The organism is Paenibacillus sp. SSG-1, from assembly GCF_002224835.1.
Lineage (GTDB): Bacteria > Bacillota > Bacilli > Paenibacillales > Paenibacillaceae > Paenibacillus_AQ > Paenibacillus_AQ favisporus.
Genome location: NZ_MBRK01000001.1, coordinates 5,157,917 through 5,183,229, shown reverse-complemented (window position 1 = coordinate 5,183,229; position 25,313 = coordinate 5,157,917). Strand labels below are relative to the sequence as shown.

The window sequence follows — 25,313 nt, the reverse complement described above, 5'->3', positions numbered from 1 at the left end:
TATTACACAATGAACGTATCGTTGACAAACGGAGAATATTCTCCGTATAATAATAAACGGAGAACATTCTCCGTTTAAAAATAGTAATTTCTAATTCATGAAGCGAGGTGATCAGCTTGATAGAACAGACACAATCAGCCGGCACCAGTCCGCGCGAAATCATTGAATGTTTTATACGGGCTACAGCTGACAATGCATGGGATGAACTTGCAGATTTATATGCTCCCGACGTGGTTATCGAAATCCCGTTCGCTCCACCTGGGGTTCCCAAACGGACGGAAGGAAGGGAGGTACTACGCGAACGATTTAAGAGCGTCGCCGGAATGAGACGGTTCGATAATGCTGAGTTACTCGCCTTGCACGAGACCCGGGATCCGGAAGTCGTTGTTGCTGAATGGAATGTTCACGGTCATGTGACAGAGACCGGCCGCTCATTCACCTTTTCGTATATTATGGTGGTCAGGGTCCGGAACGGACAGATCTTATCCTCCCGTGATTACTCCAACCCGATCGACGGGGCGGAGGCGTTTGATAGACTGCCACAGTTATTCCAGGCGCTTACGGACCAGACGTCATCGAATTGAGCACTAAGCTGTGCAGCCCAGCAACAGGCCTAGTACCTTCATATAGGCAGAGAAGCTTTTCCCGGTAGGGAAAAGCTTCTATTTTGCAGAAGGTTTAGTTAATGAATATTTCTCCTTGTTAACATTGCTGCTGCACGCCTCTGAGCCACACGGATTCGATCGACAAGGTATCCGAGATATGACTTGTTGGGTCGCCATTCACCAGAATAAGGTCTGCGCGCGAACCTGCGGCAATCCGTCCGCGATCGTGAAGCCCGAAGCAGCGGGCCGGTTTCGAGGTGGCGGACTGAAGCGCTTCGATCGGAGTGAACCCGGATTGAACGAGCAGCTGCATTTCATGATGGACGCTGGCACCATGCGCAAGGCCGCCGAGATTTGGAACGGGAACAGGGGAGACATCCGTTCCAACCAGAATGTCGACGCCGGCCCGATGAAGATCCATCACGTTCTTAAAGCTGTTCTCCATATCGCCTTGCGGGAACGTATTGAAGCTGGAGTTCAGAATATCGATCCATTCCGGGCTTAATCTGGAATGCACCCGCGGATCATTGGCCAAATCGGAGGCCGGATTTCCAAGGATGGACGAGTTCAATACGAGGCATGGCGTCACGAACGCGCCAGAATCTGCAATAGATTGGACCAAATCGGGCGTGAGTTCAGGTCTGTCGATAAACAGGTGGCCCAATCCGTCCACTCCGAGAGCGATGGCGGTCTGCGAAGAGCGAGCCGTCAGGACGTGGGCGATGACGATTTTATCAAACTTGTGGGCCTCTTCCACGGCAGCTTTAAGAATTTCGTCGCTCAGGACAGGCAGGCCGGGGGCGCCCATGACCGTGCCTTCTTCAATCATGATTTTAATATAGTCCGCGCCATTCTCCACTTGGGTATGCACGTGCTTGATCGCTTCTTCCACCGTCGTCACCTGGGGCACTTCTTCGTGATCGTGGGCGTATGCCGCCAGCATCGCTTCCCGGTCTTCCTTCGATAACTTCTCCAATTCCTTTAACACGAACTCGGGGATATCGTCCCCATCGGGCAGCAATTCATCCGGATGACCGCCCGGAGCGGTGATCGCGGTTCCGGCGGAACGGACATCGGCGGCGCCTTCCACATTTTTCAGCTGAATCGCCCGTCCTCTTTCCGTAAAATCACCGTTCATTTCGAGTTCGGTCGTCACACCGAATTTTACTGCATCCCTTAATCCTCCAATGGAAGTGTGAACATGGGCATCAATCAAGCCCGGCAATAATGTAGCATGATTTGCATCCACGATGACTGCATCCTCCGGAACGTCAGTGCCCACGGCAATGATGGTCTCCCCTTGAATGAGCACATTTCTTGCCTCAATCACTTGTTCCCCGTCGAAAATCCGTGCATTTATAATGGCCGTAACCTTGTCCAGCGTATTCTTCATTTCGTTATTCCTCCTTGGATGTGTGCTTGATGACAGTTCGAAGTATAACAATTAGTTTTCTAACAGTCAATAAACTAATGTTTGAATTGACAAGCCTATGGAATCCCCGTATAGTTTAAATGTTAAAAGTTAGTCTCCTAACATTTTGAGGAGGGACAGTTATGAAACCTCGCAAGGATACACTTTATCTGGACTTGTTTCAGATTATCGGCCTGAAGTTGAAGAAAAAGGCGGATGAAAGCATTAAAGAGCTGGGATTAAACGCACAGCAAGGTAAAGTCCTTGATTATATTCATAAAAACCAGGATAAAGATATCATTCAAAGGGATTTAGCCGATCGGTTTCATTTACAGGGGGCCAGCATAACAAGCATGCTCCAAGGCCTCGAGAAAAAAGGATATATTGAGCGGAAAATTCCGGCCAATAATGAACGGCAGAAAAACATCTATGTTTTGCCAAAGGCCGTTGAACTGATTGATGCTTTTAACGAATCCTTTCAGAAGGTGGAGGACGAAATTGTTCAGACCCTGACCGAAGAGGAGAAGCAGCTGTTAAAGGGACTGCTGGTCAAAATTAATGAACGCTTATAATCCGTTTGCGAGAGCCAATCGGGCAGCCCAAAAAAGACGATCATCCCCTTTAAATGGCGATCGTCTTTTGGTGCTGGATGCGCGTTTAAAAACCGAAATCGAGGGAGCTTCCCGTCTCGGCGATGGACTTGATATTGCTTAGAATCATCCACCAGAACTTCTCGGTTTTCAGGAACAAGGGGTTGCTGTCGGTCCATTGATCATTGATGAGGTGCAGTTTGGTGCACGATCCCACCGGCTCTAACCGGATCGTCACCCGGCTCTGCATCATCTCGTGTTCGGCGAAGTGGGAGGGGCCGGGATGGTCGGTGTAGCTGAGTACCCTGTATTTTTCATAGGCCAAAATTTCTCCGTAAATGTGCACCGTGTTTTCCCCGTCAGGCCCAGGGCCGACAAACCGGATCGGGTCGCCTGCCTGCAGATTTGATTGAATGACGCCTCCCATAAAAGCGCGGAACGATTTCTCAGGGTTGAACAGCACGTCCCAAACCTCTTCGGGGCTGGCTCCAATGTAGAAGGTGTACTCTAACTGCATGTCGAATCCTCCTTGAAACAAAAATATTTACGTTGTATACATGTAACGTACCATTTCCGTCCTTCAGGTTTCTTGTAAAAACGCGCCATTAGGGGGAATTCGATGCGCTATCAGGTGAACCCTAACCGAGGGATTTTGCATTTTGACCCGGCACAAACGAACGTCAGAATTACACGTCATCTGCCATCAGAACAGCTTCGACATTTGATCCAGCATTACTGGTTCGTCGAATGGAATTTAGAGGGGCAGCCGCCGTATACGCAGGAGGTATTGCAGCATCCCGGGGTCAACATCGTGTTTGAACAAGGAAGTTCGTACGTCTGCGGAATCGAAAGCAGGAAAGCGGCGTATACGCTGCAGGGAAAGGGGATGATTGTAGGAATTCTTTATCGTCCAGGTGCTTTTTACGGTTATAGCTCAGAGCCTATGTCGGAACTGGTGGACCGTAAAGTGGATATCTCCAGGTATTTTCCGTTTGATGCGGAAACGGCAGAGAAGGGGATATTTGCGTCGAACCGTCTGGAAGAGAGGGTTGCCTTTATTGAAGGACTGCTGTCCATTAACATTCCGGAGCCGGATGACAAAGTGGACGAGCTGAACAAGATCGTCAGGGCGATCATGGAAGATCGTTCGTTGACCAGCGTAGATTTGCTGGTGAACCGGTTCAACGCATCCAAACGCACGCTGCAGCGCATGTTTAAACAGTACTTAGGGGTAAGCCCCAAATGGGTCATTCAGCGATACCGCATGCACGAGGCCAGCGAGGCGATTGAAAATGGAGCCGATATCACGACGGTGGCCTTGGAGCTCGGTTATTTTGACCAAGCGCATTTCAGCAAAGATTTTAAGGCGATCGTAGGAACGTCTCCTCATGCCTACCGGCGGGGGGATTAAGGCATTCCATTTTATTTACAGATTTTGAAATATCATTGAACAGGCTGTTCAGCCTGCAAACGTAAAGCGCCGGCAAGACGTTGTCTTGACCGGCGTTTTTGCAGATATATGAAAGTATGCGCTTTGGTGGCTTGGAATTTTATTGCATGAAGTCAGCAAAATCGGGAATGCTCGGATTCGCGATATAGTGCCCGCCTTCGACTTGAATGGTCTGGCCCGTAATGAATTTCGATTCATCCGAAGCCAGGAATAGGACGGTGTATCCGATATCGTCCGGTTCTCCGTGGTACGGGAGCTTGTTGTACTTGGCGAAAATGTCCAGCACTTGCGGCGGTATGTTGTTTTTAGCGGCGGGAGTGATAATTAAGCCAGGTGCAACCGCGTTGCAGCGGATGCCGGAGGCGCCGTATTGGGTGGCGATATATCTCGTCAGGTTCACGACCGCGGCTTTGGAAGCACCGTATGCCGAACGAATGGAATCGCCTGTAAAGCCTGCCATGGATGCCGTATTGATGATAGTTCCGCCGCCCGCCTCGATCATATGGGGGATCGCGAAGCGGCTGCCGAGCAGCACGCTTTTCAGATTGACATTCATGAGCCGGTCCCACTCCATCAGATCCATGTTCACAACATCCAAATCCTTCTGAAGATTGGTTAAGCCTACATTATTGAACAGCACCGTAATTGTGCCAAAGTGCTTGACGGTAAACTCGACAGCTTCCCGGATCGAGCTCTCGTCGCCTGCATCGAGGAACAGGCCGTAGGCTTCTCCGCCTTGTGCGTTGATCTCAGCAGCCGCCTGCTGTGCTCCTTCCACATTGAAATCCGCAATCACCACCTTGGCTCCCTCTTTAGCCAACAGTCTTGCGGAGGACAACCCAATTCCCGAAGCTCCTCCCGTAACAAGGGCAACTTTTCCTTCTACTCTTGCCATATGAAATGAACACCTGCCTTTTTGTTTAGAACATTAATATTTAGACATCTAAATAATATCAAATTTTATTGGGGCAGGCAAGTTTAGGGCGCTCGCAGGACTGGAAAGTCATGGCTAATTATTAAAATTTAGTAAATCAGTTTTTGATTTGCTCTGTTAACATGATTCGTAGACGACCGGAAAGGGGCCTTAGGATTGAAAAAGGGAATAGGATTTGCTGCATGGTTTTTGTCTGCTGCTTTTGTGTGTTCAGGATGCGCTTCGGACAAGCCGGAGAGTGGTTCACAAGACGTCGAACAGTCCGCAATTTCTTCGATTGAAAAAGAGCAAGAGCCATCTAAGCTGCTCAGTGCTTCTGAAAATGGAGAGGTAAAACTTTTTGAAACTACAGATGGAGTCATTGTAGACGTTAACGGCAGCCAAAAGAAATTCGATTGGAACATACTTAAAGGTGTTTCTAATCCACAGGTGTCTTATGTTGATCTGACAGGGGATGGTAAAGAAGAAGCGGTCATCATTCTGGTTACGGGATATGGTACTGAATTAGATACGAATGAAGCCCATATTTTAAACGGGGAAAACCTTGCGGAAATAAAGATACAAAGTGTTGAGGAAATTCTTTCGGGTATAGAAACCGAGGTCAACCAAAAGGGCGATGAGCTCCTAATTAAGACCAAGGCTCAAGGGAAAGAATACAAATTCAGTAAAAAAGTCAGCGAGTTAGCGTTAATGCATAATTCAGATGGTCAATATGAAAACAAACTTTACTTTGGTAATGTCATTCTAAACAATGTAAAAGATCAGAAACTGACCGTTGATATAGTCGGATCTGTTAGACCCATTGATGGCGTGCTTCCAGACTACGTATGCACTGTTCATGTAACGTATAAATATGATCAAGACCTACATGAGTTTGCTGCAGAGCAAATACAAATTACCTCTGATCAATAAAAAAGAAGCTGGCCCCAATTGGTCAGCTTCTTCTTGGCGTCGTACTTTACATCAAGTTATTTCTATAGTGCAGCTATTAAATTGCCCTGATCGCATCCATTAATAATGACGTCGCTTTGCCCAAGAGGTGTTTATCTTTATAAACGATGCCCAGCGGAACGATAGGGTGGATGTCGGAGAAGGGGCGAATGACCAGAGACCCCTCCAGTTCGAGACCGCTGTACATCGGAACGACCCCCACGCTGGATGCTTCCTTAAGCATTTGCTGAATGACAAAGAAACTTCCTACCTCCATACAAGAAAAAGGATGGGGTTCCGTTTGGCTCACCGCCCTCTCCCAAAGCTTCCGATAGATACAAGTCGGTTCTTTGACCAGAACCGTAAGTCCCGCGAGGTCGCTTACCGCAATCTCATCCCGTTTGGCAAGCGGATGATCCACATGCATCATGACCCCGAGTTGATCCTCGAACAGCGGTTCAAAATCCAGCATGAATTTCGCCGAGGGAACCGAGCATATCCCAAAGTCCAGTTCGCCGGACCGAACCCTGTCCGCAATCGGCTGGCTGCCGCTCACTTCCATCGTTAACTGCACTTTCGGATGCAGCCTGCAATAATCGGCCACGACCGCCGCCAATCTTTGGCTTGCGATGGGTTCGATCGCGGCGAAACGGACGGTCCCGCCTTCTCCCGAAGCGATTTCGGAGACGGTCTGCCTTATGGATTGGACGGACTTCAGCAAAGTCCCGGCTTCTTGATGAAGCCATCGGCCAGCCTCGGTGACGATCACACGTTTGCCATCCCGAATAAATAAAGAAACACCCAGGTCGGCTTCCAAACGCTGGATCTGAAGGGTTACCGTAGAAGGTGCATACTGAAGCTCCTCGGCAGCTTTCTGGAAGTGGCCGAGACGTACGCAGGCTTCGAACGTTGTTAAGGCTCGCAAATCCATCTTCGTCCCCTCCTTAGTTTAAGATAATTAAACAATTCATTCATATAATTCAATTTTACAAAATAATCGCGCTCTTTTAAACTAATTTCAAACCAAACAATGGAAGGAAAATCAAATGATGGGCCAAAAATCGGCATGGAACGGGATCACCTTGTGGGCATCGCTGTTATTTGTCGTGATCCTCGGTTTTTCCCGGCTCTCTTACGGCATGTTTCTGCCGGGAATTCAGCGGGAAATCGGGGGGAGCTACAGTCAATTGGGTATGTTGGGGACGATCAATTTTATCGGTTACTTGGTGGGGACCTTGTGCCTGCCTCCATTGATCTCGCGGTTTCCGGACCGGAAGCATGGCATCAATCGAACGACATGCTTTTTGCTCGGATTGGCCATGATCGGCTCGGCATTCAGTGATCATTTGGCCCAACTCGGTTTATGGCGTTTTGCCATAGGATTTCTATCAGCTCTCGCCACGGTGCTCGTCTTGTCTATTGCAATGGACGCCGTTCGACCGGCTGAGCAGGGAGCGGCTTCGGGCTTGATTTGGCTGGGCGGCTCCGCCGGCATTCTGCTCACGGGTTTATCCGCACCCTTTACGATTGACCCGTCCCATTTGCAGGGATGGCGGTATGCTTGGGCAGCCATGGGCGTATTTGGCATCGCGGCGGCGTTCGGTTTTGCGGTGGTCACGAGCAAGCGAAGACAGGGAAGTTCATCGTCCCAGGCAGAAGTGAAAACTCCGGATCAACAACGCGTCAAAGTATACCGGCTTCTATTCAGCCCCGAGAAGCTCTTGTTCTTAATCGGTTCTTATTTTTTCTTTGGTGCGGGATACATTATTTACTTCACGTATCTGATCCCTTATCTGGTAAGCAGGGGCATACCGGCCCTCTTTGCCGGATTAATCTGGTCCGGTATCGGCTTGGCGGGCATGTTTAACGGCTGGGTCGGCGGCAGGGCTATCGACCGGTGGCCGAGCGGGTATACGCTGGCGGCGGGGCTGTCCTTGGGAACCGTCGGGGTGCTCGGCATAACGACCGGGAATTTGTTCTTTACCGCACTAGGAGCAGTGATGATCGGACTTGTTTCTTTTATTACTCCGCCGCTGATGACGACTTCGCTGCTTCGGCGCCACGTTCCACATCGCGCCTATGCGGCATGCCTCAGCATCGCCACCGCCTTTTTCGCGGCAGGACAAATGCTGGGACCCATCGTCGGCGGGGTAGGAGTGCAGCAGTACGGTTTGCAATTCGGCGCGGCGTCAGGCGCGATCTTTATGGGAATATCCGCGGGGTTGGCGGGCTTGTATGGACAGAAGCAGCGAAAAACGAAAACACGCGACCTGCATCTTGGCGCCTGAATCGTATAAAAGGAGGGAACAGTACAATGACGGAGCATACTCCATGGGCACAAAGGAAATATTTTAAATCGGGAAATCTTCAGCTGTCCTATCTTGATTTTGGCGGCGACAGCAGGCAGGTGCTGGTGATGCTGCATGGGTACATGGCTAATGCAAGGACCTTCTCGGAGCTGGCGGCCCGATTCAAGGATTGGCGGGTGATCGCTCTGGATCAGCGGGGACATGGATGGAGCGACCATCCTCCCGCACAGGAATACGCCAGGGAAGATTATGTAATGGATATTTGGAATCTGGTCCAGTCGGAGCTCGGGGGACAGCCGGTTACGATTTTGGGGCATTCTTTGGGTGGATTAAATGCTTATCAATTCGCGGCCCGTTATCCTGAACTGGTGAGTTCCTTAATCGTGGAGGATATCGGCGCGGAGATTAGCGCGGACTTTTCCTTTGCTGCCAAGCTTCCGTTCCGGTCGCCTTCCTTGAAGCAGCTGAGGGAATCGCTTGCAAGCGCAGGACTCCGGGCGATCGACTACTTTGCCGAAAGCGTGCTGGAGGATGAATGGGGTTGGGGCTTCCGAACGGATTTGAAAGGGCTGCAGGTATCCGTCTCCCAATCCAACGGGGTGTGGTGGGACGACTGGATGCGCTCAAGCTGCCCGATCCTCCTGATTCATGGCGGCAGGAGCTTCATCCTGGATACCGAACAGGCAAGACGCATGCAGGCAAGAAGACCAGGCACCAAGCTTGTCGTTTTCGAACAATGCGGTCACGGTGTCCACTCCGATGATTTAAATGGTTATGCTCAAGCGGTGAACGACTTTCTGGCTGACCCGTATGGCACCTGAAAAAGCGCAGTGAGATGGGCGGGACAGAAGCAATCCCAAGAAAGCGGGAGGTCGTGACCTGCTGTTAATGCCAGCCGCAGAGCCGGCATCCAAATACAAGAAGGTTAACCTTAGGAGCGCTTCTTGCGCTTCAAGATTAACCTTATTTTTTGTTACTTGGTTACGACACCCAAACTCTTGCACCGAACGTTGATTCCCGGTATAGCGGAATTTTAATATAACCGTTCTTCGCCGGTTATTGGATTTTTGAACGCGGACTTGATGTCGCTGCGGCTGAGCTCTCCGGCGAATTCGGTGTCCGGGGCTTCCGGACCCTTGTTACGGTTTGCTTTGGCCGCTTGTTCTTTCGCTTCGGCTTCGTTGGCTAAGTGGTTATCCTTTTCCATTTCGTTTCGATGCCTCCTTTGTCTAAATTCCGTTTATCATTAGGATGCAACTTCCAGTCTGCGTCTATGCATCCTTGCACGGATATTAAACGGCTATATTTTTTCTTTCCCTATCCTCCTAAAGGCCAATGAACTATGATCAGAATAACGAAAATTCAGGAAGCGAATCGGGAGGGAAAAGATGTTCGAATCGATTTACGATCAATTGAACCGATGGGGGAAGGACGACACGTTTTTCGTACGCATCATTGAGCGGATCAAGCCTGACGGAATAGCTGATTTAGGCTGCGGAACCGGAAGGCTGACGCTGCATTTGGCGGGTAAAGGTTATCACGTGACCGGTTTGGATCCCGACGAGGCGTCGATTCGGATTGCCGAGCAGAAGGACATAAAGAACGCCGTGCTATGGGAGATTGGAACGTCCGAGAAACTGGGGGCGGAGCGGTTTGATGTAGTGATGATGACGTCCAACGTGGCACAGGTTTTTGTGACGGACGCGGAATGGACAGCCACGCTGCACAACATTTTTCAGTCCTTGAGGCCGGGAGGGTATCTTCTGTTCGACACCAGAAATCCTCTCGCACGCGCTTGGGAACGCTGGACCAAGGAACACTCTCTTGGTGAAGTCGTGGATCCGGCAACGAAGGCGAACATCAGAACCTGGCATGAGACGACCTCGGTTCATCTGCCCCTGGTGACGTACGATACTTTTTATGAAAATTTGGATACTCATGAAGTTCGGAGCGAAGACGACACGCTGATTTTTAGGGAGAGGGAGACGCTCAGGCAGGATCTGCTTGCTGCAGGCTTTCAGCTGGTGAATATATACGGAGACTGGGATTTCCAGCAGGCGGGGCTCCATGCCAAATCCTTTATCTTTGCTGCTAAAAAGTAAAAAGAAACAGCATATCCGCATGGTTTCTGCAATGAAACAGCCTGTCGGCCTATGCCGGCAGGCTGTTCTGCTAACGTGCGAGATTCATGAGAACGCCGAGGGTTAGATGCTGAACCGCCCCGGATTTTACGAAAGAGCTGCTTACTCTGCGGTTTCGTCCAAGTCTTCCGTATAGGCCAAAATGCCGCGTTTGAAATAAAGCAGCTTTTCATCCGTAGTCGATTCCATGAGATTGGTTATCAGGAGTTCGACGCTTTCTTTATACTGCTGGCCGTTGTACAGCGCCATGGCCAGAAAAACCCGGAGTGCCCGGTCGTCAGGGAACTCCTGAACGCCCCTGCGGAGCGTTGCGATCGACTTCTCATATTGGCCCCAGTACCGGTAGGTGCTCCCCAGACCGAGCAGACAGCGCTCCAGATCGTTACCGGAAAGGCCGAGCTGCAGGGCGCGTTCGTAGTAGGGGATGGCTTCTTTCCCCAATCCCGAGTTGTCATGGGCGATTGCGGTCTGGTAGTTCACCTGCGCATCATTCGGATCTTCGTTCAGCAGCTCCAACAGCCGGGCGCGCACATCGGCCAGAAGCTCTTGATCCTGATTGGCCCGTCCCTGTTCGCGAAGAGCAATTAATTGCTGCAGCTGGTCTTTTGGCACGTTGCTTCACTCCTCTTTTTCCACATGAAGGAATTCTAACACAGCATCTGAAGGGCGTCTATTTGAAGTCTGGTTAAAATGGTATGATGACGAATAGAAAGCTTGCTCTTTGGGTTAGAGAGGGTGAAATGATGCGAGTAATCACTTTATGCGGGTCTACTAAATTCAAAAGGCAGTTTGAACAGGCCAACGCTTATTTAACACTTAAAGGAAATATTGTGATAGGCCTAGCGTTCTTTGAACAAAGCGAAGGAATCGAATTGACGACAGAGCAGGCTGAACTGCTTGGCGAACTTCATTTTAAAAAAATTGATTTGTCCGATGAAATCTTTGTCATTGATGTCGAAGGTTATATTGGGAGCAGCACAAAAAAAGAAATTGAGTATGCTGAAAGAACCGGGAAGACGGTTCGGTATTACTCAAAGACGGATATCCCTGAGAAATAGATGGGGGGGGGGAGCACACATAAATAATGAGAATTACGATATTCCCCCTTTTCCTTCTCCCGGCGTCCCCCTTACGGGTAATTTTCTATTATACAAAATCGTTTTATAGTATTAAAATACAGCTCAAACAATCAAAAAGGATGCAAAGGAGGGGGATCATGAATATGCGCTGGAACCCATGCGTTAGAGGAGTGAACCATGGGGGATTAACATGACGTTAGTCTATCGGCGCTAGAATGAGAGGCAGCATCCGCATGGATTCGATCGCATTGTTATAGCCCGTGGGCTTATGCCGTCGGCAGATCAACGCGTTGATTCTAGCGATTTTATTATTTGGGAGGAAATATCCTGATGAGTTTAAAAGGGAAATCGATATCGATTCTATCGGCGGCTGCCCTGCTGGGCGCCCTGGTGCCGCATGTATCCGCAGATGCGTCCCTGTCCGACATTTCAAACAGTCATGCCAAAGACGCGATAAATGAGCTTGTCAGCAAAGGAATCATCCATGGAACAGGCGATGGAAAATTCAATCCGGCTAGCGGTATCCAGCGGCAGGATTTTGCGATCATCATGGCCAGAGCGCTCCAATTGGATCTTAGCCATCCGCCGGTAACGCCGACCTTCAAAGACGTACCGAAAGAAAACTATGCCTATGCTGCCGTGGAAGCGGCGTTCAAGGCAGGATTGTTCAAAGGCATGGGGAACGGGATTTTCGGAGCGGGCCAAAACCTCACCCGCGAGCAAATGGCAGTGATTTTCGTGAACGCCCTAGGCGTCAACCCTGCAGGAAAAGGAAGTAATTTAACGTTCTCCGACGCTGGATCCATCTCCGCATGGGCCAAGGATGCTGTCGCCGCTGCCGTTGAATTAGGACTCATACATGGTTACCCCGACGGTACATTCAATCCCGGAAATCAGGCGACCCGCCAGGACGCAGCCCTGGTGACGGTCCAGTTTCTGAATGACAAGGCAAAGGCGGACGAAGGCAGCACCCAGCCGCCCGTAGTACCGCCCGCAACGCCAACGTCGCCCACAACTCCTACCCCCACACCAAAACCAACACCGACTCCGACTCCGATTCCGTCGACGCCATCTTCCGGCGGGGGCGCTCCCTCAAATGGAGGAGGAGAAACTCCTCATCAGAATCCGGATCAAGCCGCTGCAGAACCGGTAAAAGCTGAAATCGCAGCATTGCCTGCAAAAGCAAATATCAAGTTATCCGACAAACCGGCTGTCGTCCAAGCCCGCGCCCATTACGATGCGTTAACAGATGCGCAAAAAGCCTTGGTAGGCGATATTGCTAAGTTGACGGAGGCTGAACAAACGATTGCCGAACTGGAAACCCAAGCAGCGCTGGATGAGCAGGCCGCAGCGCCGGTCCGAGCCGAAATCGCAGCATTGCCGGCGAAAGTGGATATCAAGCTGACCGATGAACTGGCTGTAACGGCAGCCCGCGCCCATTACGAAGGTTTAACGGATAGCCAAAAGACGCGGGTAGGCGATATCGGCAAACTGACGGACGCCGAGGACATGATCAGGGATTTGAAAATCGTGGCCGCGGCCAAAGGGAATTTGCAGGTCGTTTACAACGGCGTTGCGGAGAAGATCGAGCTGCCAAGCTCCCAAGACGGCGCGACAATTACTTGGATCCTGAAAAACACGGGGCAATCAACGATCGTGGATATAACGACCGGCAGCGTGCAGCGTGAAGGATTGAACGAAAACACGGACGTCGTCCTCGTCGCGAACATCGCCGCAGGAGCTGCTTCCGATACGAAAGAGATTAGTATTCGGGTGGAAGCTATCAAGGACGAACCAGAGGTGATCACGAGCAAAACCATCGCCGATTTTGACTTTTCCACCATCTATGCAACGCAAGCCCGAGGGGAGAGCTTTCAGGTCCAAACGACTGACTTCCAAAGCGCGCCCAAGCATTTTACGATCAGCGACGGGACGATAACGATCCCTGTCGATTTGACATGGAATATCCCCCTAGGGGAGTTTACTGCAGGGCAAGTCGTTGGCTCGGCCGTCGACAGTTTTATTCAGGATTACTGCAATGCGCATGGAATCGACCTGGGGAAGCGAACTTTGGGTGCCGTCGGATTCGGGGATACGTTCTCGATCTTTGCATTCAGCACCGGCTCGGAGTCTTCCGTTACGTTAGGCGGACCTGACTGGCAATATTTCTTTCCACAGAGCCAATATAACGGAAGCGATATCGACCATAGCAAGAATCGAACGTTTAACGTGAGCGATGGGGAGCATACGGCCGTCGTCACGTTAGTTTCGCGGTATGCCACCATGGATGCCTTAGTTGGAGCCATTAATCGCCAGCTGCAAGGTGCCTCTGTAGCCGCAGCGGCGGAAACGGTGAACGCCAATCAGTTCAGGCTGGTTGCCAACTCGGCGGACATTCTGCTAACCGTTTCTGGAGTGGATAAAAATCAGTTTTTCGAGGAATAAGCATACAAATCCCGATTCTACCGGCAGGTGAATCGGGATTTTTTTCAGTACCTCATGCCAATCGGACTTGGTAGAAAGGCCTGCAAGAGATGGAAATCGCTTGATAAAAGCCATTCCACTCGGTGTCGGTGCCTAGTAAATGCCATCTTGGAGCCTGGGATCGTTATGATGTGCCTCCAGCCTAACCGTCATGCGGATTTTGCCCTATGTTGGCGTTAAAGTAATCGATCAGCCAATTCGTCAATTGCCGCTGGGAGCCGCTAATAAATCGATCCGCATAGTACATCAGCTCCAGATAACGCACCGGTGTCGGTCCAGTAATTGGGATCGATGCAATTTCGGGACGCTCCGGATTTTGTCTGAGCAATCCAGCCGGTTGAATCGTCGCGCCTACCCCTGCTGATACTAATTGCAGCAGCGAAGTGGCTGAACTGGCCTCCATCACCGTCGTTAATTCGAAACCCTCTTGTCTGCATACGTCATCAACCAGATCGCGGCCGAGATAACCTTTTGGATACATCACTAAGGCATGCTCCTTCAGTTCCTCCAGCGTGATCTCCTTCCTGTCGGCGAGCTCGCTTGCCGAATTCACGAATAGATGATAGGGTTCGCATCCAAGCGGAATTTGGGTCAGCCTTTTATCGACCGGCCCGCGCAATCCAATGCCGAGATCTACTTTATGATTAAGCACTTCGTCCTGGACGAAGATCGTTGAGAAGGCTTGCAGCTGGATGTCAGGATAGGTGGATTTGAACTGGACAAACAGCGGAACGAGCTGAAAATCCAGGTCAGAAGGCAGCACGGCCAGCCGAACGGTGCCTTGTTTGCCGGACTGGAGCTCCTTGATGGCATTTTTGGCGTCCCGTTCCGCCTGCAGCATTTTCGTTCCGTACTCCCGCAGAAGCCTACCGGCTTCCGTCGCAACCACCTTTTTGCCGATGCGGTCGAAGAGCGGCATGCCGAACTCCGCTTCAAGGATGCGAATCTGCTGGCTTAGTGTGGGCTGGGAGATGCCTAGCTCATCGGCGGCTTTCGTAAAATGAAGATGCTCATATACGGCCATAAAGTACTGTATATTTCGAGTGTCCATGCAAGGTCTCCTGATTTTAATAGTATTTTACTATCATAATAATATAAATTATAGGATTGAACAATGAAAGGTGGTTCCATATACTGAATGTACATAAAGCAGATGGGTGGAGGAAATCGATGAGAAAGTTCTATTTATTATTAGCTATATTTATCGCGGCGTTGAACCTGAGGCCAATTCTTACGTCTGTTGCCCCTTTGCTCGGTACCATACAGAGCGATTTGGGAATGAGCGGGTTGACCGCAAGTCTGCTCACGACGCTGCCTGTATTATGTATGGGGATTTTTGCTCCTGCAGCGACGGCGCTGAGTGATCGGCTGGGGCTGGAACGCACGATTGCCTTCGCCTTGCTGCTTATTACAGGAGGCACTGCTTTGCGAGGAATCGTCGGCTCCGTCACGATCCTGGTGGTTACAGCGTTGGTAGGCGGGATCGGGATCAGTTTGGCAGGGCCTTTATTGTCCGGTTTTATTAAAAAATATTTCCCGACGAAGCCCGGCATCGTCAGCATCTATTCCGCATCAATGACTGTGGGGGCAGCATTAGCATCCGCCTTCTCCATTCCGATATACGACCGGAGTCATCACAGCTTAACGTTGACCTTGTCATGCTGGGCTATTTTGGGTGTTATTGCCCTCTTGATCTGGTCGGCATTTCTCCGGAACAAGGCCGAGCGGAAGAGATTGGTTCGTTCCAGGCTGCCCATCCGTAATAAAAGAGCGATATTATTAACGTTATTTTTCGGTTTTATGGCAAGCATGTTCTATTCCATTACCGCATGGATTTCACCGATTGCGCACAGCTTCGGGTACAGTCCGTCGAGCTCGGCGATGTTCCTTACCTTGTTTACGATTATCCAAGTTCCTGTCTCCTTAATCGTTCCGGGTCTGGTGTCCCGCTTTGGCAAAAGAAGATTGTTTCTGGTTTTGTGCAGCGTGTTTGAGTTGATCGGTATTGTAATGTTATTGTTCCACCTGCCGATGCTGCCGGCTATCATCTGTTTGGGAATCGGAGCAGGCGGATTATTTCCGCTGGCGCTGATGCTGCCGATTGTCGAGACGAACACTTCGGAGGAAGCGGGGGCGTGGGCCGCGATGTCTCAGTGTGGAGGTTACATTATCGGCGCATTCGGTCCGCTGCTGGTTGGAACGATCCATGATTACAGCGGAAGCTTTCACGCTGCGCTTCTCGCGATGCTCGTAGTCATCGTGGCGATGATCGGGGTGCAGCTGCTGATCGCGGGCAAAGAGGCTGAGGAGGGGGCAACAAGTTCGTGATGAGTTGCAGCTATTATGAGTAGGCAAAAAGAGGGCACTCAGCCCTCTTTTTTCATGCTCAATCCAGCTCCGCCTTATATGTCTGGCGGTATTTAAGCGGTGAGAGGCTGGTAATGTCTTTGAAAATGCGCCCGAAGTGCGTCATGCTCTCAAAGCCGACCCTCTCGGCGATATCGGCGATTTTTAAGGTGCTTCCGGTCAGGAGGCGGCGCGCTTCCTTGATCCGGACATTGTTCAAATACTCGGTGAAGGTGAAGCCGGTATTTTCCCGAAACGTCTTGCAGAAATAAGAGGGGCTGATGAAGAACTTGCTGGAGATGCCTTGGATCGTCTGGGTTTCATGGTAGTTCTGGTTCAAGTAATCGACGATATCGAAAATCTTCTTATGAATCGGATTGCCCCCGGTATGGTCGACTGCCGGCAGCGTGGACGACTTACGGTAAATGAAGATAAGCAGCTCAAATAGCAGCGTTTTCAAATAGTACTCGTAGCCGGGAGGCTGCTTGTTGTACTCGGCAATCATTTTGTCGAAAAGCTTCTCGATAAAGCTCTGTTCCTGCCCGTTCAAGGGCATGAAATGCTTACCGCTGGCAAAGCTGGACAGCACGTGAAAGCTGTCGTTGTAAGGAAACATATCCTCGAGAAATTCCTCCTGAAACAGCAGTGTAATCCGCTCGAAGCTCTCCTTGCTGGAGTTGACCAGCTTGTGGATCTCGTTCATGTTGATGATTAGCAAAGCCCCGCCAACCACTTGGTAGCTTTGATCCTCGATGAAATAGCTGATATCGCCGGAGACCAGATAAAAAATCTCATAGCCATTATGATAATGGCGTGTCGGCATGCTTGTGTTATATTTCCTCTCACGACTAATGTCGAATTTAGATGCTTCATAGAAATTTAACTCCACAATTCTTCCACCACCATGTCAAGTTGTGATCCTCAAGATCATGATAACATATGTAGAAAAAATAGAAAATAGATAAGATACGTGCAGAAAAATCGTAATATCCTATGCTATATTTGTAGTCGACAAGGCACAAACCATAGGAGGTAGCGGATAACAGGAGAATAAAACAGCCTATTTTTCGACGTGGTTCGAGTTAGTTTTGTTAACATTATGTAAAATGAAACTTCGTTTTTGTTAAGTTTTGAGTCAGCTTTGTTAACTTCGTGTTAAAACGCTTAGATTTTCGCAGGTCCGAACTGGTTTTATTCAGTTTTCTGTAAATTTGGCACAAAAAACGGAGGCAGGGGTGTCCATGAAAAATCCACTCACGAAAAATCGTTTTCTGATGAGCGTACTTCTATTGTTTTCCCTCTCAACGGTACTAGCCGCATGCGGGAGTGCAGACGATTCGAATCCTACGGCCACAGCGGATGCGAAGAGCAATGGCAAAGAAAAAGTAGAGATTGTCTGGATGATGGCGACAGACCCGGATAAGAAAGCTTGGCAGGACGCCATGGTCTCGACCTTTGAGGAGAGTCACCCCAACGTCAAAGTGCGGCTCGAAAATATCCCATACGACCAATTTGATCAAAAACTGGCTACCTTGATCGCCAGCGGGAATGCGCCGGATGTTTGGAATCCGAACCAGGCGGACAGCGGATTTGCGACTTATATGAAGATGGGGGCCTTAAAGGACCTGACCCCTTATATCGATAAAGGGGCTCCCGAGCTCAAGACGATGGATCCGAACCTCCTCAACATTTATAAAATCGACGGTAAGTATTACGGCGTCCCGCTCGTAAGCAATGCCACCTATCTGTACTACAACAAAGACTTGTTCGACGCGGCCGGAATTCCTTACCCGCCGACGGACTGGGACGACAAGTCCTGGAACTTCGATACGATGCTCGAAACGGCAAAAAAATTGTCCCATGACGTAGGCGATGCGCGCAAGCAGGTTTTCGGCTTTTCCAGCGCTCTTAGTGCCAATGAGATGACCTGGCTCTTCGGCGGGGACATGTTCAAACCGGAGGCCTATACGACCGGCGTCATGGGAGAGCCGGATCTTATGAAGCCTCTGAATATCGAAGCGCTGCAGTTTAACGTGGACTTGATCCATAAGTACAAAGTTGCTCCGGACGCCGAGACGGTAGCCGCATCTGCACAGCTCGGGGATCCGTTCCTTACCGGCAAGGTCGGCATGTACATTTCAGGCGGGTGGGGGCTGGGCTCCTACAAAAAGGCGGATTTTAAATGGGGGGTAGCGGCCGTTCCGTATCACGAGGGGCGGAAAGTACCGCTGTACGTCGACCCGTGGAGCATTTCGGCGACAAGCAAACACCCTGATGAGGCCTGGGAGTTCGTCCGGCATTTAGCGAATCCCGCAGAGGGCGGCGGCGCTTACCGGTATATGAACGATGTGGGTAGAACACCGGCGGATTCAGGGCTGTTCAAACTTTGGTATGACAAAATGGGCGGGGAAATCGGCATGGATGCCGCGGCGTTCAAGCAGGTACACGAAGGCTCGATCCAAAATGGTCGCGAAGCGGAAAATCACTTGATCGTCAAATTTAATACCGTGCTCGAAACGATGAACCAGTCGCTCTATCAGGTATGGGGAGGCAATGAGAGAGTGACGAACGGATTGAAGAGCTTGAATGAGAAGCTTCTGTCCCTCAACTTGAATCAATAACAGCCACAGCTTGGAGTCAATTACACCTGGGCGGACGTGCTGTGCAAGCCCGCGTCCATCCCATCCTACGGAGGTTGCTCATGAGTAAGCGTACGCTGGCAATGAAGCGCGAGGAGCGGTCGTTTTGGATTTTTATAGCTCCTTGGTTTATCGGTTTTATATGCTTTACCGGGGGACCGATTCTCATCTCGCTGCTGCTCAGCTTCACCGAATACAATGTCATTTCTTCTCCGAAATTTACGGGAATCAGCAATTACCTCCTGCTGTTCAAGGACCGGCTGTTCTACAAGTCCCTGTCCGTGACGCTGTATTACACCGTGCTGGCCGTACCGTTCACGATCCTGACTTCTTTGGTCATTGCGGTGCTGCTGAATCATCGAATCAAGGGGCAATCCCTGCTTCGCACGCTGTATTACGCACCCAGCATCGTATCCGGGGTAGCCGTTTCTTTTCTATGGTCGTGGCTGCTGAACCCGCAGTTCGGTGTCGTGAATTCCGTCCTTTACGATTGGTTCGGCATTCAAGGACCTGGTTGGTTTACGAGCTCCGGCACCGTGGTCCCGTCGATGGTGCTCATGCAGCTGACGGCTTCGGGCAGCACGATGGTGATCTTTCTGGCTGCGCTGCAGTCGCTGCCGGCCGATTTGTATGAGGCCGCTTCAATGGAGGGGGCCAGCGGCTTTACGAAGTTCCGGAAAATTACGGTTCCGCTCATTTCACCCGTCATCCTTTTTAACACGATTATCGGCATGATCGGAGCGCTGCAGATTTTTACGGAAGCCTACGTGATCACCAAGGGCGGGCCGGACTGGAATTCGTATTTCTACGTCTACTATTTATTCGATACGGCGTTCAAACAATTCAGGATGGGGTATGCGTCCGCTCAAGCCTGGATCCTGTTCCTGCTCATTTTTGCGCTCACCCTCGTTTCGCTGCGAGGTTCGAAAAAATACGTCCACTATGAATATGACTCGAAGTAAGGAGATGCCTTCCTCATGAAGCCAAAAAAGTCATACAACCCCGGCGATATGCGTCCCGTAAACAAAGTCATCCTTTACGTCCTGTTATACGGCGGCGTTCTGTTGTTCGCGTTTCCGTTGTTTTGGATGCTCTCCACTTCGCTGAAGACGATCGCCGAAATCCATCGCGTCCCGATGACGTGGTTTCCGGGCCGTCTGCAGTGGAGCAACTTCAGGCAAATTTTTATCGATGCCCCGCTGAGCCGCTTTCTTTGGAACTCGGTATGGTACTCGGCTGTGACGGTAGCGGCGGTCGTATTCTCCTCCGCGATGGCCGCATTCGCTTTTGCGCGGCTGCGGGCGCGGGGCAGCCTATTGTTATTCGGGCTCGTCCTCAGTACGATGATGATCCCGTCTCAAGTGACCTTGATCCCGCAGTATTTACTGTTTACGAAGCTGCACTGGACCGGAACATATTTGCCGCTTGTCATCCCGGCATTTACGGCGAGCTCCTTTACGATCTTCCTGATGCGCCAGTTTTATCTGGGGATCTCGAAGGAGCTGGACGAAGCGGTCAAGATCGACGGGGGCGGCCAATTCACGATGTTCTTCCGCATCCTGATTCCGCTCTCCAAGCCGGCTTTTGCAACTGCGGCCATTCTGGAGCTGATCTCAAGGTGGAATGACTTGTTCGGGCCGCTCATTTACTTGAACGATATGAATAAGTACCCGGTTTCGCTCGGCTTGGCCAATTTTACGGCAGCTTACGGGGCAACACCGTGGAACCTGCTGATGGCGGCTTCGCTCGTCGCGATTTTGCCGCTGCTGCTCATTTTCTTCTTTGCCCAGAAGTACTTTATTCAAGGCATTGTGATCACAGGCTCCAAAGGCTGATTGTATTCATCTTGATGAACCAATGAATCGGAGGGATTCCATGAAGTTTGATTTTCATACCCATCACGAGCGCTGCGGACATGCGGCCGGCTCGGTGAGGGATTATATTGAATCGGCCATTGAACAGGGGCTGGATATGATCGGCATCTCGGACCATACGCCGTTTTTCGCATCGGCCGAAGACCGCCCATCCTTAACGGGGAGTATGGCAAAATCAGAGTTTCCAACGTATATTCGGGAGGTTGTGGAGCTAAAGAAGCAGTATCATGGGAAAATCGAGGTGCTGCTCGGCATCGAAGCGGATTTCTTGCCGGAGCATTTGGAATTGTACCGATCGGTGATCGCCGCTTATCCGTTGGATTACGTCATTGGCTCCGTGCATGAGTTCGCCGGAATCGGCATTTATGACTCGGCGTATTGGGAAAGCCTGACCGCGGCACGAAAAATGGAAGTAAAAAAGTTGTTTTATGATTATATCGCCCAGTCCGCGAAATGCGGCTTGTATGACATTTTGGGCCATGTGGATTCCTTGAACCGCTATTTCAACGGATACTCGGAGCTGCGTACCGAAGCGGTCGAGGTCATGCTGAAGGCCGTTGCGGAAAGCGATGTAGTGATTGAAATCAATTCCTCCGACAACCACTGGGTGCCGGACGGTGATTTGCTGGAACGCGCGCACCGTTACGGGGTAAAGGTGACCTTTGGTTCTGATGCGCACGAACCCGAGCGCGTAGGCGAGCATTTCGCGGCGGTCGCCGGCCATTTGTATGACATTGGCTACCGCGAATGGGCCATATTCCGCCATCGCGAGCGGTTCATGGTTCCGATCGCCCGGTGAGTATGCCATTGAAAGGCAAGGATTGAGTAGGAAGCCGCGGATCCCAGTCATGAGGAACCGCGGCTTTTTTGGTGAACGGAAGATTTTTATCCCCTATCTAAATTCAGAAAATCCTCTTTCAAGAGCCCCATCACGATATTGTCAACGTACTGTCCATCAATATAGGAATGCTCGCGCAGCCTTCCCTCAATAACGAAACCGCACTTCTCGTAGGCGCGGATAGCCCTTGGGTTGCCGCCCCAAGTTTCGAGCTGAACTCGCCGCAGGTTCATCGTCTGGAACACATACCGGATCAGCGCTTTCAGCGCATCCGATCCCCAGCCTTGTCCCCAGAAGTCCTTGTTTCCAATACCGATGCCGACGGTACAGCGGCGGGAGACGATGTTCACGTCTCGGTACTCAATGAAACCGATATGCTCGGGTTGTTCGCCGCGCGTATAAATGGAGAATCGTCCTTTTTCCCGCTTATCCAGTTCCAGGATTTCCTTTCTGTATGCATCCTCCAAATATTCCAGTGGAACATGGCTGAACAAGAACAGGGCCGAACCCGCTTCCAGCTTGGCTGTTTCCTCATCATTCCTCCAGGCGTATGCCCGTCTGTAATCATCCAGAGAGACGGGGCGCAGTTCGACCTTTTCACCAGTAATCAATGGGATCTCCCTCCATAACCGTTTTTGATCGTCGCCATCTTGATGAATTAATTATTACAGAAAGGGGAGCGAGGGACAAATGCTCTTGAATGGCTGTACGGATGAATTGCCTGTTTACCCTTAACATTAATAATGGAAATTGATAGGATAAGGGATGGGGATTGGATAAGATAGAAACTTATAGAAGGAGCGATGACAAAACATGAAGAAGATCATCCCAAGCATCATTTTTGCATTCATTCTTGCGATCGCATCGTCGCCTGCTTATGCAGCGAACCATCCCATCCAAATTGACGGCGTCGCGGTGGCGTCCGATGTGAAGCCGGAGACGAAAAACAAGCGTACCATGGTGCCTTTGCGCGTGGTCAGTGAGAATTTGGGGGCCAAGGTCGATTGGTCGAATTCGAAAGTGACGCTTACCAAAAGCAGCATGAAAGTGACGCTGCAAACGAACAGCACGGCGGCCGTAAAAAATGGTGAAGCGGTGCAGCTGGATGTCAAGCCGTACATCAAGAACAATCGCGTGATGGTTCCGCTTCGCTTTATCGCCGAAACGTTCGGCTGTAAAGTGAATTACAGCAATTCGAAGGTTACGGTCGAAACCGCGCCACTTGTCATTCACAACGTGAAAGTAAAAGCACTGCAGGAAGAATACCACATGACGATGGGCGGCGTCGTTCAGCAGGTTAAAGGAAATGCTTATAACGCAGCCATTTATGATGCTTTTGTGCGTAACAAAGGCGCCAAAGTCGATGCCCCAGCCAGTTACTCGTGGATGGTAAACATCGACGTGCCCGGGTCGTATTACAAAAATGCGCAGTATGATTTTCTGGATGAGAAAGGGAACAGCGTGCAGCGGTTTGATGTCTATTCTCTCGTTAACGCCTTTCCCGACGAGCTGTTGACGGGCTACCCGGAAGTTCTCTTGTATGATGCTACCGAGGATCAATGGTATCTGTTCAGCGGTGCAGCAAGAGACTCCATTCAATCGATGGTGGAGACGGCCGGAAAGAACGGCTTTTTGACCGTAATTAGCAATACAGTAGTATAAACAAAGGCAAGCATAGGGCCATCCTGCAAAGGGTGGCTTTTTTGCGTGATCATGCTCCTCCGACAATTATTAAGTTTCATGAACGATATTTAATTCCCAAGGGTGTTTCTTACGAAAGTACTGCCTATGTGAAAAAATGGAAGTGTACGCTGCCGGCTGAACCGCTTTAGACTCATTTTTGAAAGCGCTTTATTCATTGGCGAAAGGTTCTGACTGCTTTAATAGCATTCAAAGCATGAGCAAACAGTCGAGTTCATCTTGCGCCAAAAGGAGGTGGGGAAGTCTCCCGGGACGGGGAGGAGGTGTGTACCATACCTAGACAGGAGGTTATTCAATTTGATGCGTAAAAGATGGAAAGCAAAGCTCGCGGTGCTTAGAGCCATTCCCGCCATCGTGCTGGCTGCCGGTACGGTTCCGTTCGGAACGCAGCCGGCCAGTGCAGCCGCGGAGAAATTCCCGACCTTCGTTCAGCACGCTGTCCCCAGTCTCACCTCTGGTACGGCCGATATCGCCGGCACCGCGTTTGTGGATCAGGACGGGGAGTTTCACTGGATGTATTCCGTCTCCAACTATGAGCAGGCGGACGACGGGGGATCCTGGATCAAGTACAACACCAGCACAGATCTGGGCAAGCTGAACACGAACTGGGGCACCCCTGTGACTTATAATTCTTACTGGAACCGGCCGGGGACGATCAATTACAAAATCGACGAAACGTACGGCATTCCGACGCCTTATCAGGATGATCACAACGACGGTATCGGCATTTGGGTCGATCCGGATACCGGTTACTGGTACTCGCTCACCAATGATGAGTATCAATTTAATCCATTTGCTACCGGGAACCCGACGAATAACCAGCGGATCGCCACGGGCGTGCACAACAACCGCGTTCTCTCCATGTACTCGACCGATAAAGGCAAAACATGGAACCTGATCGGACAGGTGGCGACCTCGCCGTGGAACGACAGTGACGAAGCGGTCACCGCGAACGGTTTTCCGGGGAAGACCTGGTCGTACGGGGTGGCCGGGACGCGCTTCTTCGTCGATAACGTTAACGGTTATTTTTACGTTTTATACAACAACCATATTAATTGGAAAACGGGCTACAGCAATGTCCTCACCTACTTCCACCTCGCCCGCTCGCCAATCAGCGCAAAGATGGCCGAAGGCTCGTGGGACGTATGGTACAACGGCACGTGGACGCGCTCTGCCCTGAAAGGGTACGCCGGTTGGATCGGAAGTCCGATGGGCGCAGGCAGCGATCATAACCTCACAGTCAACTATACGCCAGAGACGGATGACCTGAGGCTGACCGGCATCGGGATGGATAACTCTTCGCTCGATATCGGCTATACGAAAGTGCCGAGCAGCGGTGATTTCACTTTCAAAGACCCGGCAGGCAGCACATATACGGCGAATACGGTGAGCGGAACGATCACCGGTCCTGGCGGCAGCGTTCCTTCGGTGACGTACTCTGATCCCGCACTGGATGCAACGGTAACGGTCTATGTCGAGAGCGGCGCGGTATGGATCAAGCAAGAGAACAACGCTACCGGCTATGTGACCTCGGTCAAAGTCAGCGCAGGCAATCCGATCTTTAAAGATGCCGTGACGGAACGGCTTTTTGTTCCGGTCAATACGCAGTACGAAAACGCCTTTTCGTATAACGTGTACAGCGGCAAATACCGCTCTGTCGGCTATGATGGCTACGTTTACGAAACCGACGATCTCGGCAAGCCGGACACCTTCCGCCTCGTCGGCAAGCTGCCTGCCACGGTGGGGAGCTATATGTCCCAGATCGATTCCGGAAGCCTGACGAACCAACAAGTCAGCGGCTATTCGTTCCGGGCGATCTCCGACTTGTCCGGCAAGCAGATCAGTTATTCCCTGCCAGAACCCGATGCCGGCCATACCTACTATTCTTCCTACAATCCGCCGAAGGACAACGATGGAACGGATATCTCACCGCTGTCTGCCTATACGGTCTCCGTTGGCGGCAGCGACCTGAAGGACGGCAC

Annotated in this window: 25 protein-coding genes; 16 read left to right on the top strand and 9 right to left on the bottom strand. The window is 50.8% G+C overall.

Going from position 1 to position 25,313, the window contains the following annotated elements; all coding sequences use genetic code 11:
• The first annotated feature begins 107 nt into the window (after nt 1-107).
• Nucleotides 108-584, top strand: a complete 477-nt coding sequence (locus tag BCV73_RS23830) for a nuclear transport factor 2 family protein (RefSeq protein ID WP_089548786.1) — start codon at nt 108-110, stop codon at nt 582-584.
• A 118-nt stretch (nt 585-702) separates the two neighbouring features.
• Here BCV73_RS23830 and BCV73_RS23825 read toward each other — a convergent pair whose 3' ends face one another.
• On the bottom strand, nt 703-1,998 hold the full coding sequence (locus BCV73_RS23825; RefSeq protein ID WP_089548785.1) for an amidohydrolase family protein: 1,296 nt from the start codon (nt 1,996-1,998) through the stop codon (nt 703-705).
• A gap of 161 nt (nt 1,999-2,159) precedes the next feature.
• Between BCV73_RS23825 and BCV73_RS23820 the strand changes: the two genes are divergently transcribed.
• Nucleotides 2,160-2,588, top strand: coding sequence for a MarR family winged helix-turn-helix transcriptional regulator (locus tag BCV73_RS23820; protein WP_089548784.1), 429 nt, complete (start codon nt 2,160-2,162; stop codon nt 2,586-2,588).
• 85 nt (nt 2,589-2,673) lie between these two features.
• On the opposite strand, the gene BCV73_RS23815 is transcribed toward BCV73_RS23820, so the two are convergent.
• Nucleotides 2,674-3,123, bottom strand: coding sequence for an SRPBCC domain-containing protein (locus BCV73_RS23815; RefSeq protein WP_089548783.1), 450 nt, complete (start codon nt 3,121-3,123; stop codon nt 2,674-2,676).
• A 102-nt stretch (nt 3,124-3,225) separates the two neighbouring features.
• Here BCV73_RS23815 and BCV73_RS23810 point away from each other — a divergent pair, with 102 nt between their 5' ends.
• Nucleotides 3,226-4,017 (top strand): AraC family transcriptional regulator, encoded by a 792-nt coding sequence (locus BCV73_RS23810; protein ID WP_089548782.1) that lies wholly within the window; start codon nt 3,226-3,228, stop codon nt 4,015-4,017.
• A 139-nt stretch (nt 4,018-4,156) separates the two neighbouring features.
• Here the strand turns inward: BCV73_RS23810 and BCV73_RS23805 are convergent, their stop codons facing one another.
• Nucleotides 4,157-4,951 carry an SDR family NAD(P)-dependent oxidoreductase gene (locus BCV73_RS23805; protein ID WP_089548781.1) on the bottom strand — a complete coding sequence of 265 codons (795 nt, stop codon included), beginning with the start codon at nt 4,949-4,951 and terminating at the stop codon, nt 4,157-4,159.
• 195 nt (nt 4,952-5,146) lie between these two features.
• On the opposite strand from BCV73_RS23805, the gene BCV73_RS23800 reads away from it, so the two are divergent.
• On the top strand, nt 5,147-5,902 hold the full coding sequence (locus BCV73_RS23800) for a hypothetical protein (RefSeq protein ID WP_089548780.1): 756 nt from the start codon (nt 5,147-5,149) through the stop codon (nt 5,900-5,902).
• 76 nt (nt 5,903-5,978) lie between these two features.
• Here the strand turns inward: BCV73_RS23800 and BCV73_RS23795 are convergent, their stop codons facing one another.
• A complete protein-coding gene (locus BCV73_RS23795; RefSeq protein WP_089548779.1) occupies nt 5,979-6,851 on the bottom strand; it encodes a LysR family transcriptional regulator in 873 nt (290 codons plus the stop codon).
• A 115-nt stretch (nt 6,852-6,966) separates the two neighbouring features.
• Here BCV73_RS23795 and BCV73_RS23790 point away from each other — a divergent pair, with 115 nt between their 5' ends.
• The gene (locus BCV73_RS23790; RefSeq protein ID WP_256992971.1) at nt 6,967-8,208 is read left to right on the top strand and encodes a YbfB/YjiJ family MFS transporter; all 1,242 of its coding nucleotides are present in this window, start codon (nt 6,967-6,969) and stop codon (nt 8,206-8,208) included.
• 26 nt (nt 8,209-8,234) lie between these two features.
• On the top strand, nt 8,235-9,050 hold the full coding sequence (locus BCV73_RS23785) for an alpha/beta fold hydrolase (RefSeq protein WP_089548777.1): 816 nt from the start codon (nt 8,235-8,237) through the stop codon (nt 9,048-9,050).
• Nucleotides 9,051-9,262: 212 nt separating this feature from the next.
• On the opposite strand, the gene BCV73_RS35145 is transcribed toward BCV73_RS23785, so the two are convergent.
• Complete coding sequence (locus BCV73_RS35145; RefSeq protein ID WP_179232053.1) at nt 9,263-9,436, bottom strand: hypothetical protein; 174 nt, start codon at nt 9,434-9,436, stop codon at nt 9,263-9,265.
• 181 nt (nt 9,437-9,617) lie between these two features.
• Between BCV73_RS35145 and BCV73_RS23780 the strand changes: the two genes are divergently transcribed.
• Nucleotides 9,618-10,331, top strand: coding sequence for a class I SAM-dependent methyltransferase (locus BCV73_RS23780; protein WP_089548776.1), 714 nt, complete (start codon nt 9,618-9,620; stop codon nt 10,329-10,331).
• Nucleotides 10,332-10,472: 141 nt separating this feature from the next.
• On the opposite strand, the gene BCV73_RS23775 is transcribed toward BCV73_RS23780, so the two are convergent.
• The gene (locus BCV73_RS23775) at nt 10,473-10,982 is read right to left on the bottom strand and encodes a tetratricopeptide repeat protein (protein WP_089548775.1); all 510 of its coding nucleotides are present in this window, start codon (nt 10,980-10,982) and stop codon (nt 10,473-10,475) included.
• A 131-nt stretch (nt 10,983-11,113) separates the two neighbouring features.
• Between BCV73_RS23775 and BCV73_RS23770 the strand changes: the two genes are divergently transcribed.
• Nucleotides 11,114-11,428: a hypothetical protein gene (locus BCV73_RS23770; RefSeq protein WP_089548774.1), complete on the top strand. Its 315-nt coding sequence runs from the start codon at nt 11,114-11,116 to the stop codon at nt 11,426-11,428.
• A 351-nt stretch (nt 11,429-11,779) separates the two neighbouring features.
• Complete coding sequence (locus tag BCV73_RS23765) at nt 11,780-13,894, top strand: S-layer homology domain-containing protein (protein ID WP_089548773.1); 2,115 nt, start codon at nt 11,780-11,782, stop codon at nt 13,892-13,894.
• 181 nt (nt 13,895-14,075) lie between these two features.
• On the opposite strand, the gene BCV73_RS23760 is transcribed toward BCV73_RS23765, so the two are convergent.
• Nucleotides 14,076-14,984 carry a LysR family transcriptional regulator gene (locus tag BCV73_RS23760; protein ID WP_089548772.1) on the bottom strand — a complete coding sequence of 303 codons (909 nt, stop codon included), beginning with the start codon at nt 14,982-14,984 and terminating at the stop codon, nt 14,076-14,078.
• Nucleotides 14,985-15,103: 119 nt separating this feature from the next.
• Between BCV73_RS23760 and BCV73_RS23755 the strand changes: the two genes are divergently transcribed.
• Nucleotides 15,104-16,261, top strand: a complete 1,158-nt coding sequence (locus BCV73_RS23755; protein WP_089548771.1) for an MFS transporter — start codon at nt 15,104-15,106, stop codon at nt 16,259-16,261.
• 58 nt (nt 16,262-16,319) lie between these two features.
• On the opposite strand, the gene BCV73_RS23750 is transcribed toward BCV73_RS23755, so the two are convergent.
• A complete protein-coding gene (locus tag BCV73_RS23750) occupies nt 16,320-17,168 on the bottom strand; it encodes an AraC family transcriptional regulator (RefSeq protein WP_256992970.1) in 849 nt (282 codons plus the stop codon).
• A gap of 352 nt (nt 17,169-17,520) precedes the next feature.
• Between BCV73_RS23750 and BCV73_RS23745 the strand changes: the two genes are divergently transcribed.
• The 4 genes from BCV73_RS23745 (at nt 17,521) to BCV73_RS23730 (ending at nt 21,591) form a co-directional block, all read left to right on the top strand.
• Nucleotides 17,521-18,900: an ABC transporter substrate-binding protein gene (locus BCV73_RS23745; RefSeq protein ID WP_089548769.1), complete on the top strand. Its 1,380-nt coding sequence runs from the start codon at nt 17,521-17,523 to the stop codon at nt 18,898-18,900.
• Nucleotides 18,901-18,980: 80 nt separating this feature from the next.
• Nucleotides 18,981-19,880 (top strand): carbohydrate ABC transporter permease, encoded by a 900-nt coding sequence (locus BCV73_RS23740; protein ID WP_089548768.1) that lies wholly within the window; start codon nt 18,981-18,983, stop codon nt 19,878-19,880.
• A 15-nt stretch (nt 19,881-19,895) separates the two neighbouring features.
• Nucleotides 19,896-20,753, top strand: coding sequence for a carbohydrate ABC transporter permease (locus tag BCV73_RS23735; protein WP_089548767.1), 858 nt, complete (start codon nt 19,896-19,898; stop codon nt 20,751-20,753).
• 40 nt (nt 20,754-20,793) lie between these two features.
• Complete coding sequence (locus BCV73_RS23730) at nt 20,794-21,591, top strand: histidinol-phosphatase (RefSeq protein WP_089548766.1); 798 nt, start codon at nt 20,794-20,796, stop codon at nt 21,589-21,591.
• Nucleotides 21,592-21,677: 86 nt separating this feature from the next.
• Here the strand turns inward: BCV73_RS23730 and BCV73_RS23725 are convergent, their stop codons facing one another.
• Nucleotides 21,678-22,241 (bottom strand): GNAT family N-acetyltransferase, encoded by a 564-nt coding sequence (locus BCV73_RS23725; protein ID WP_089548765.1) that lies wholly within the window; start codon nt 22,239-22,241, stop codon nt 21,678-21,680.
• A gap of 202 nt (nt 22,242-22,443) precedes the next feature.
• Between BCV73_RS23725 and BCV73_RS23720 the strand changes: the two genes are divergently transcribed.
• Both BCV73_RS23720 and BCV73_RS23715 read left to right on the top strand, forming a co-directional pair.
• Nucleotides 22,444-23,292, top strand: a complete 849-nt coding sequence (locus BCV73_RS23720; protein WP_089548764.1) for a stalk domain-containing protein — start codon at nt 22,444-22,446, stop codon at nt 23,290-23,292.
• A 339-nt stretch (nt 23,293-23,631) separates the two neighbouring features.
• The coding region (locus tag BCV73_RS23715; protein WP_218828179.1) for a hypothetical protein at nt 23,632-25,313 on the top strand (1,682 nt) is incomplete at its 3' end.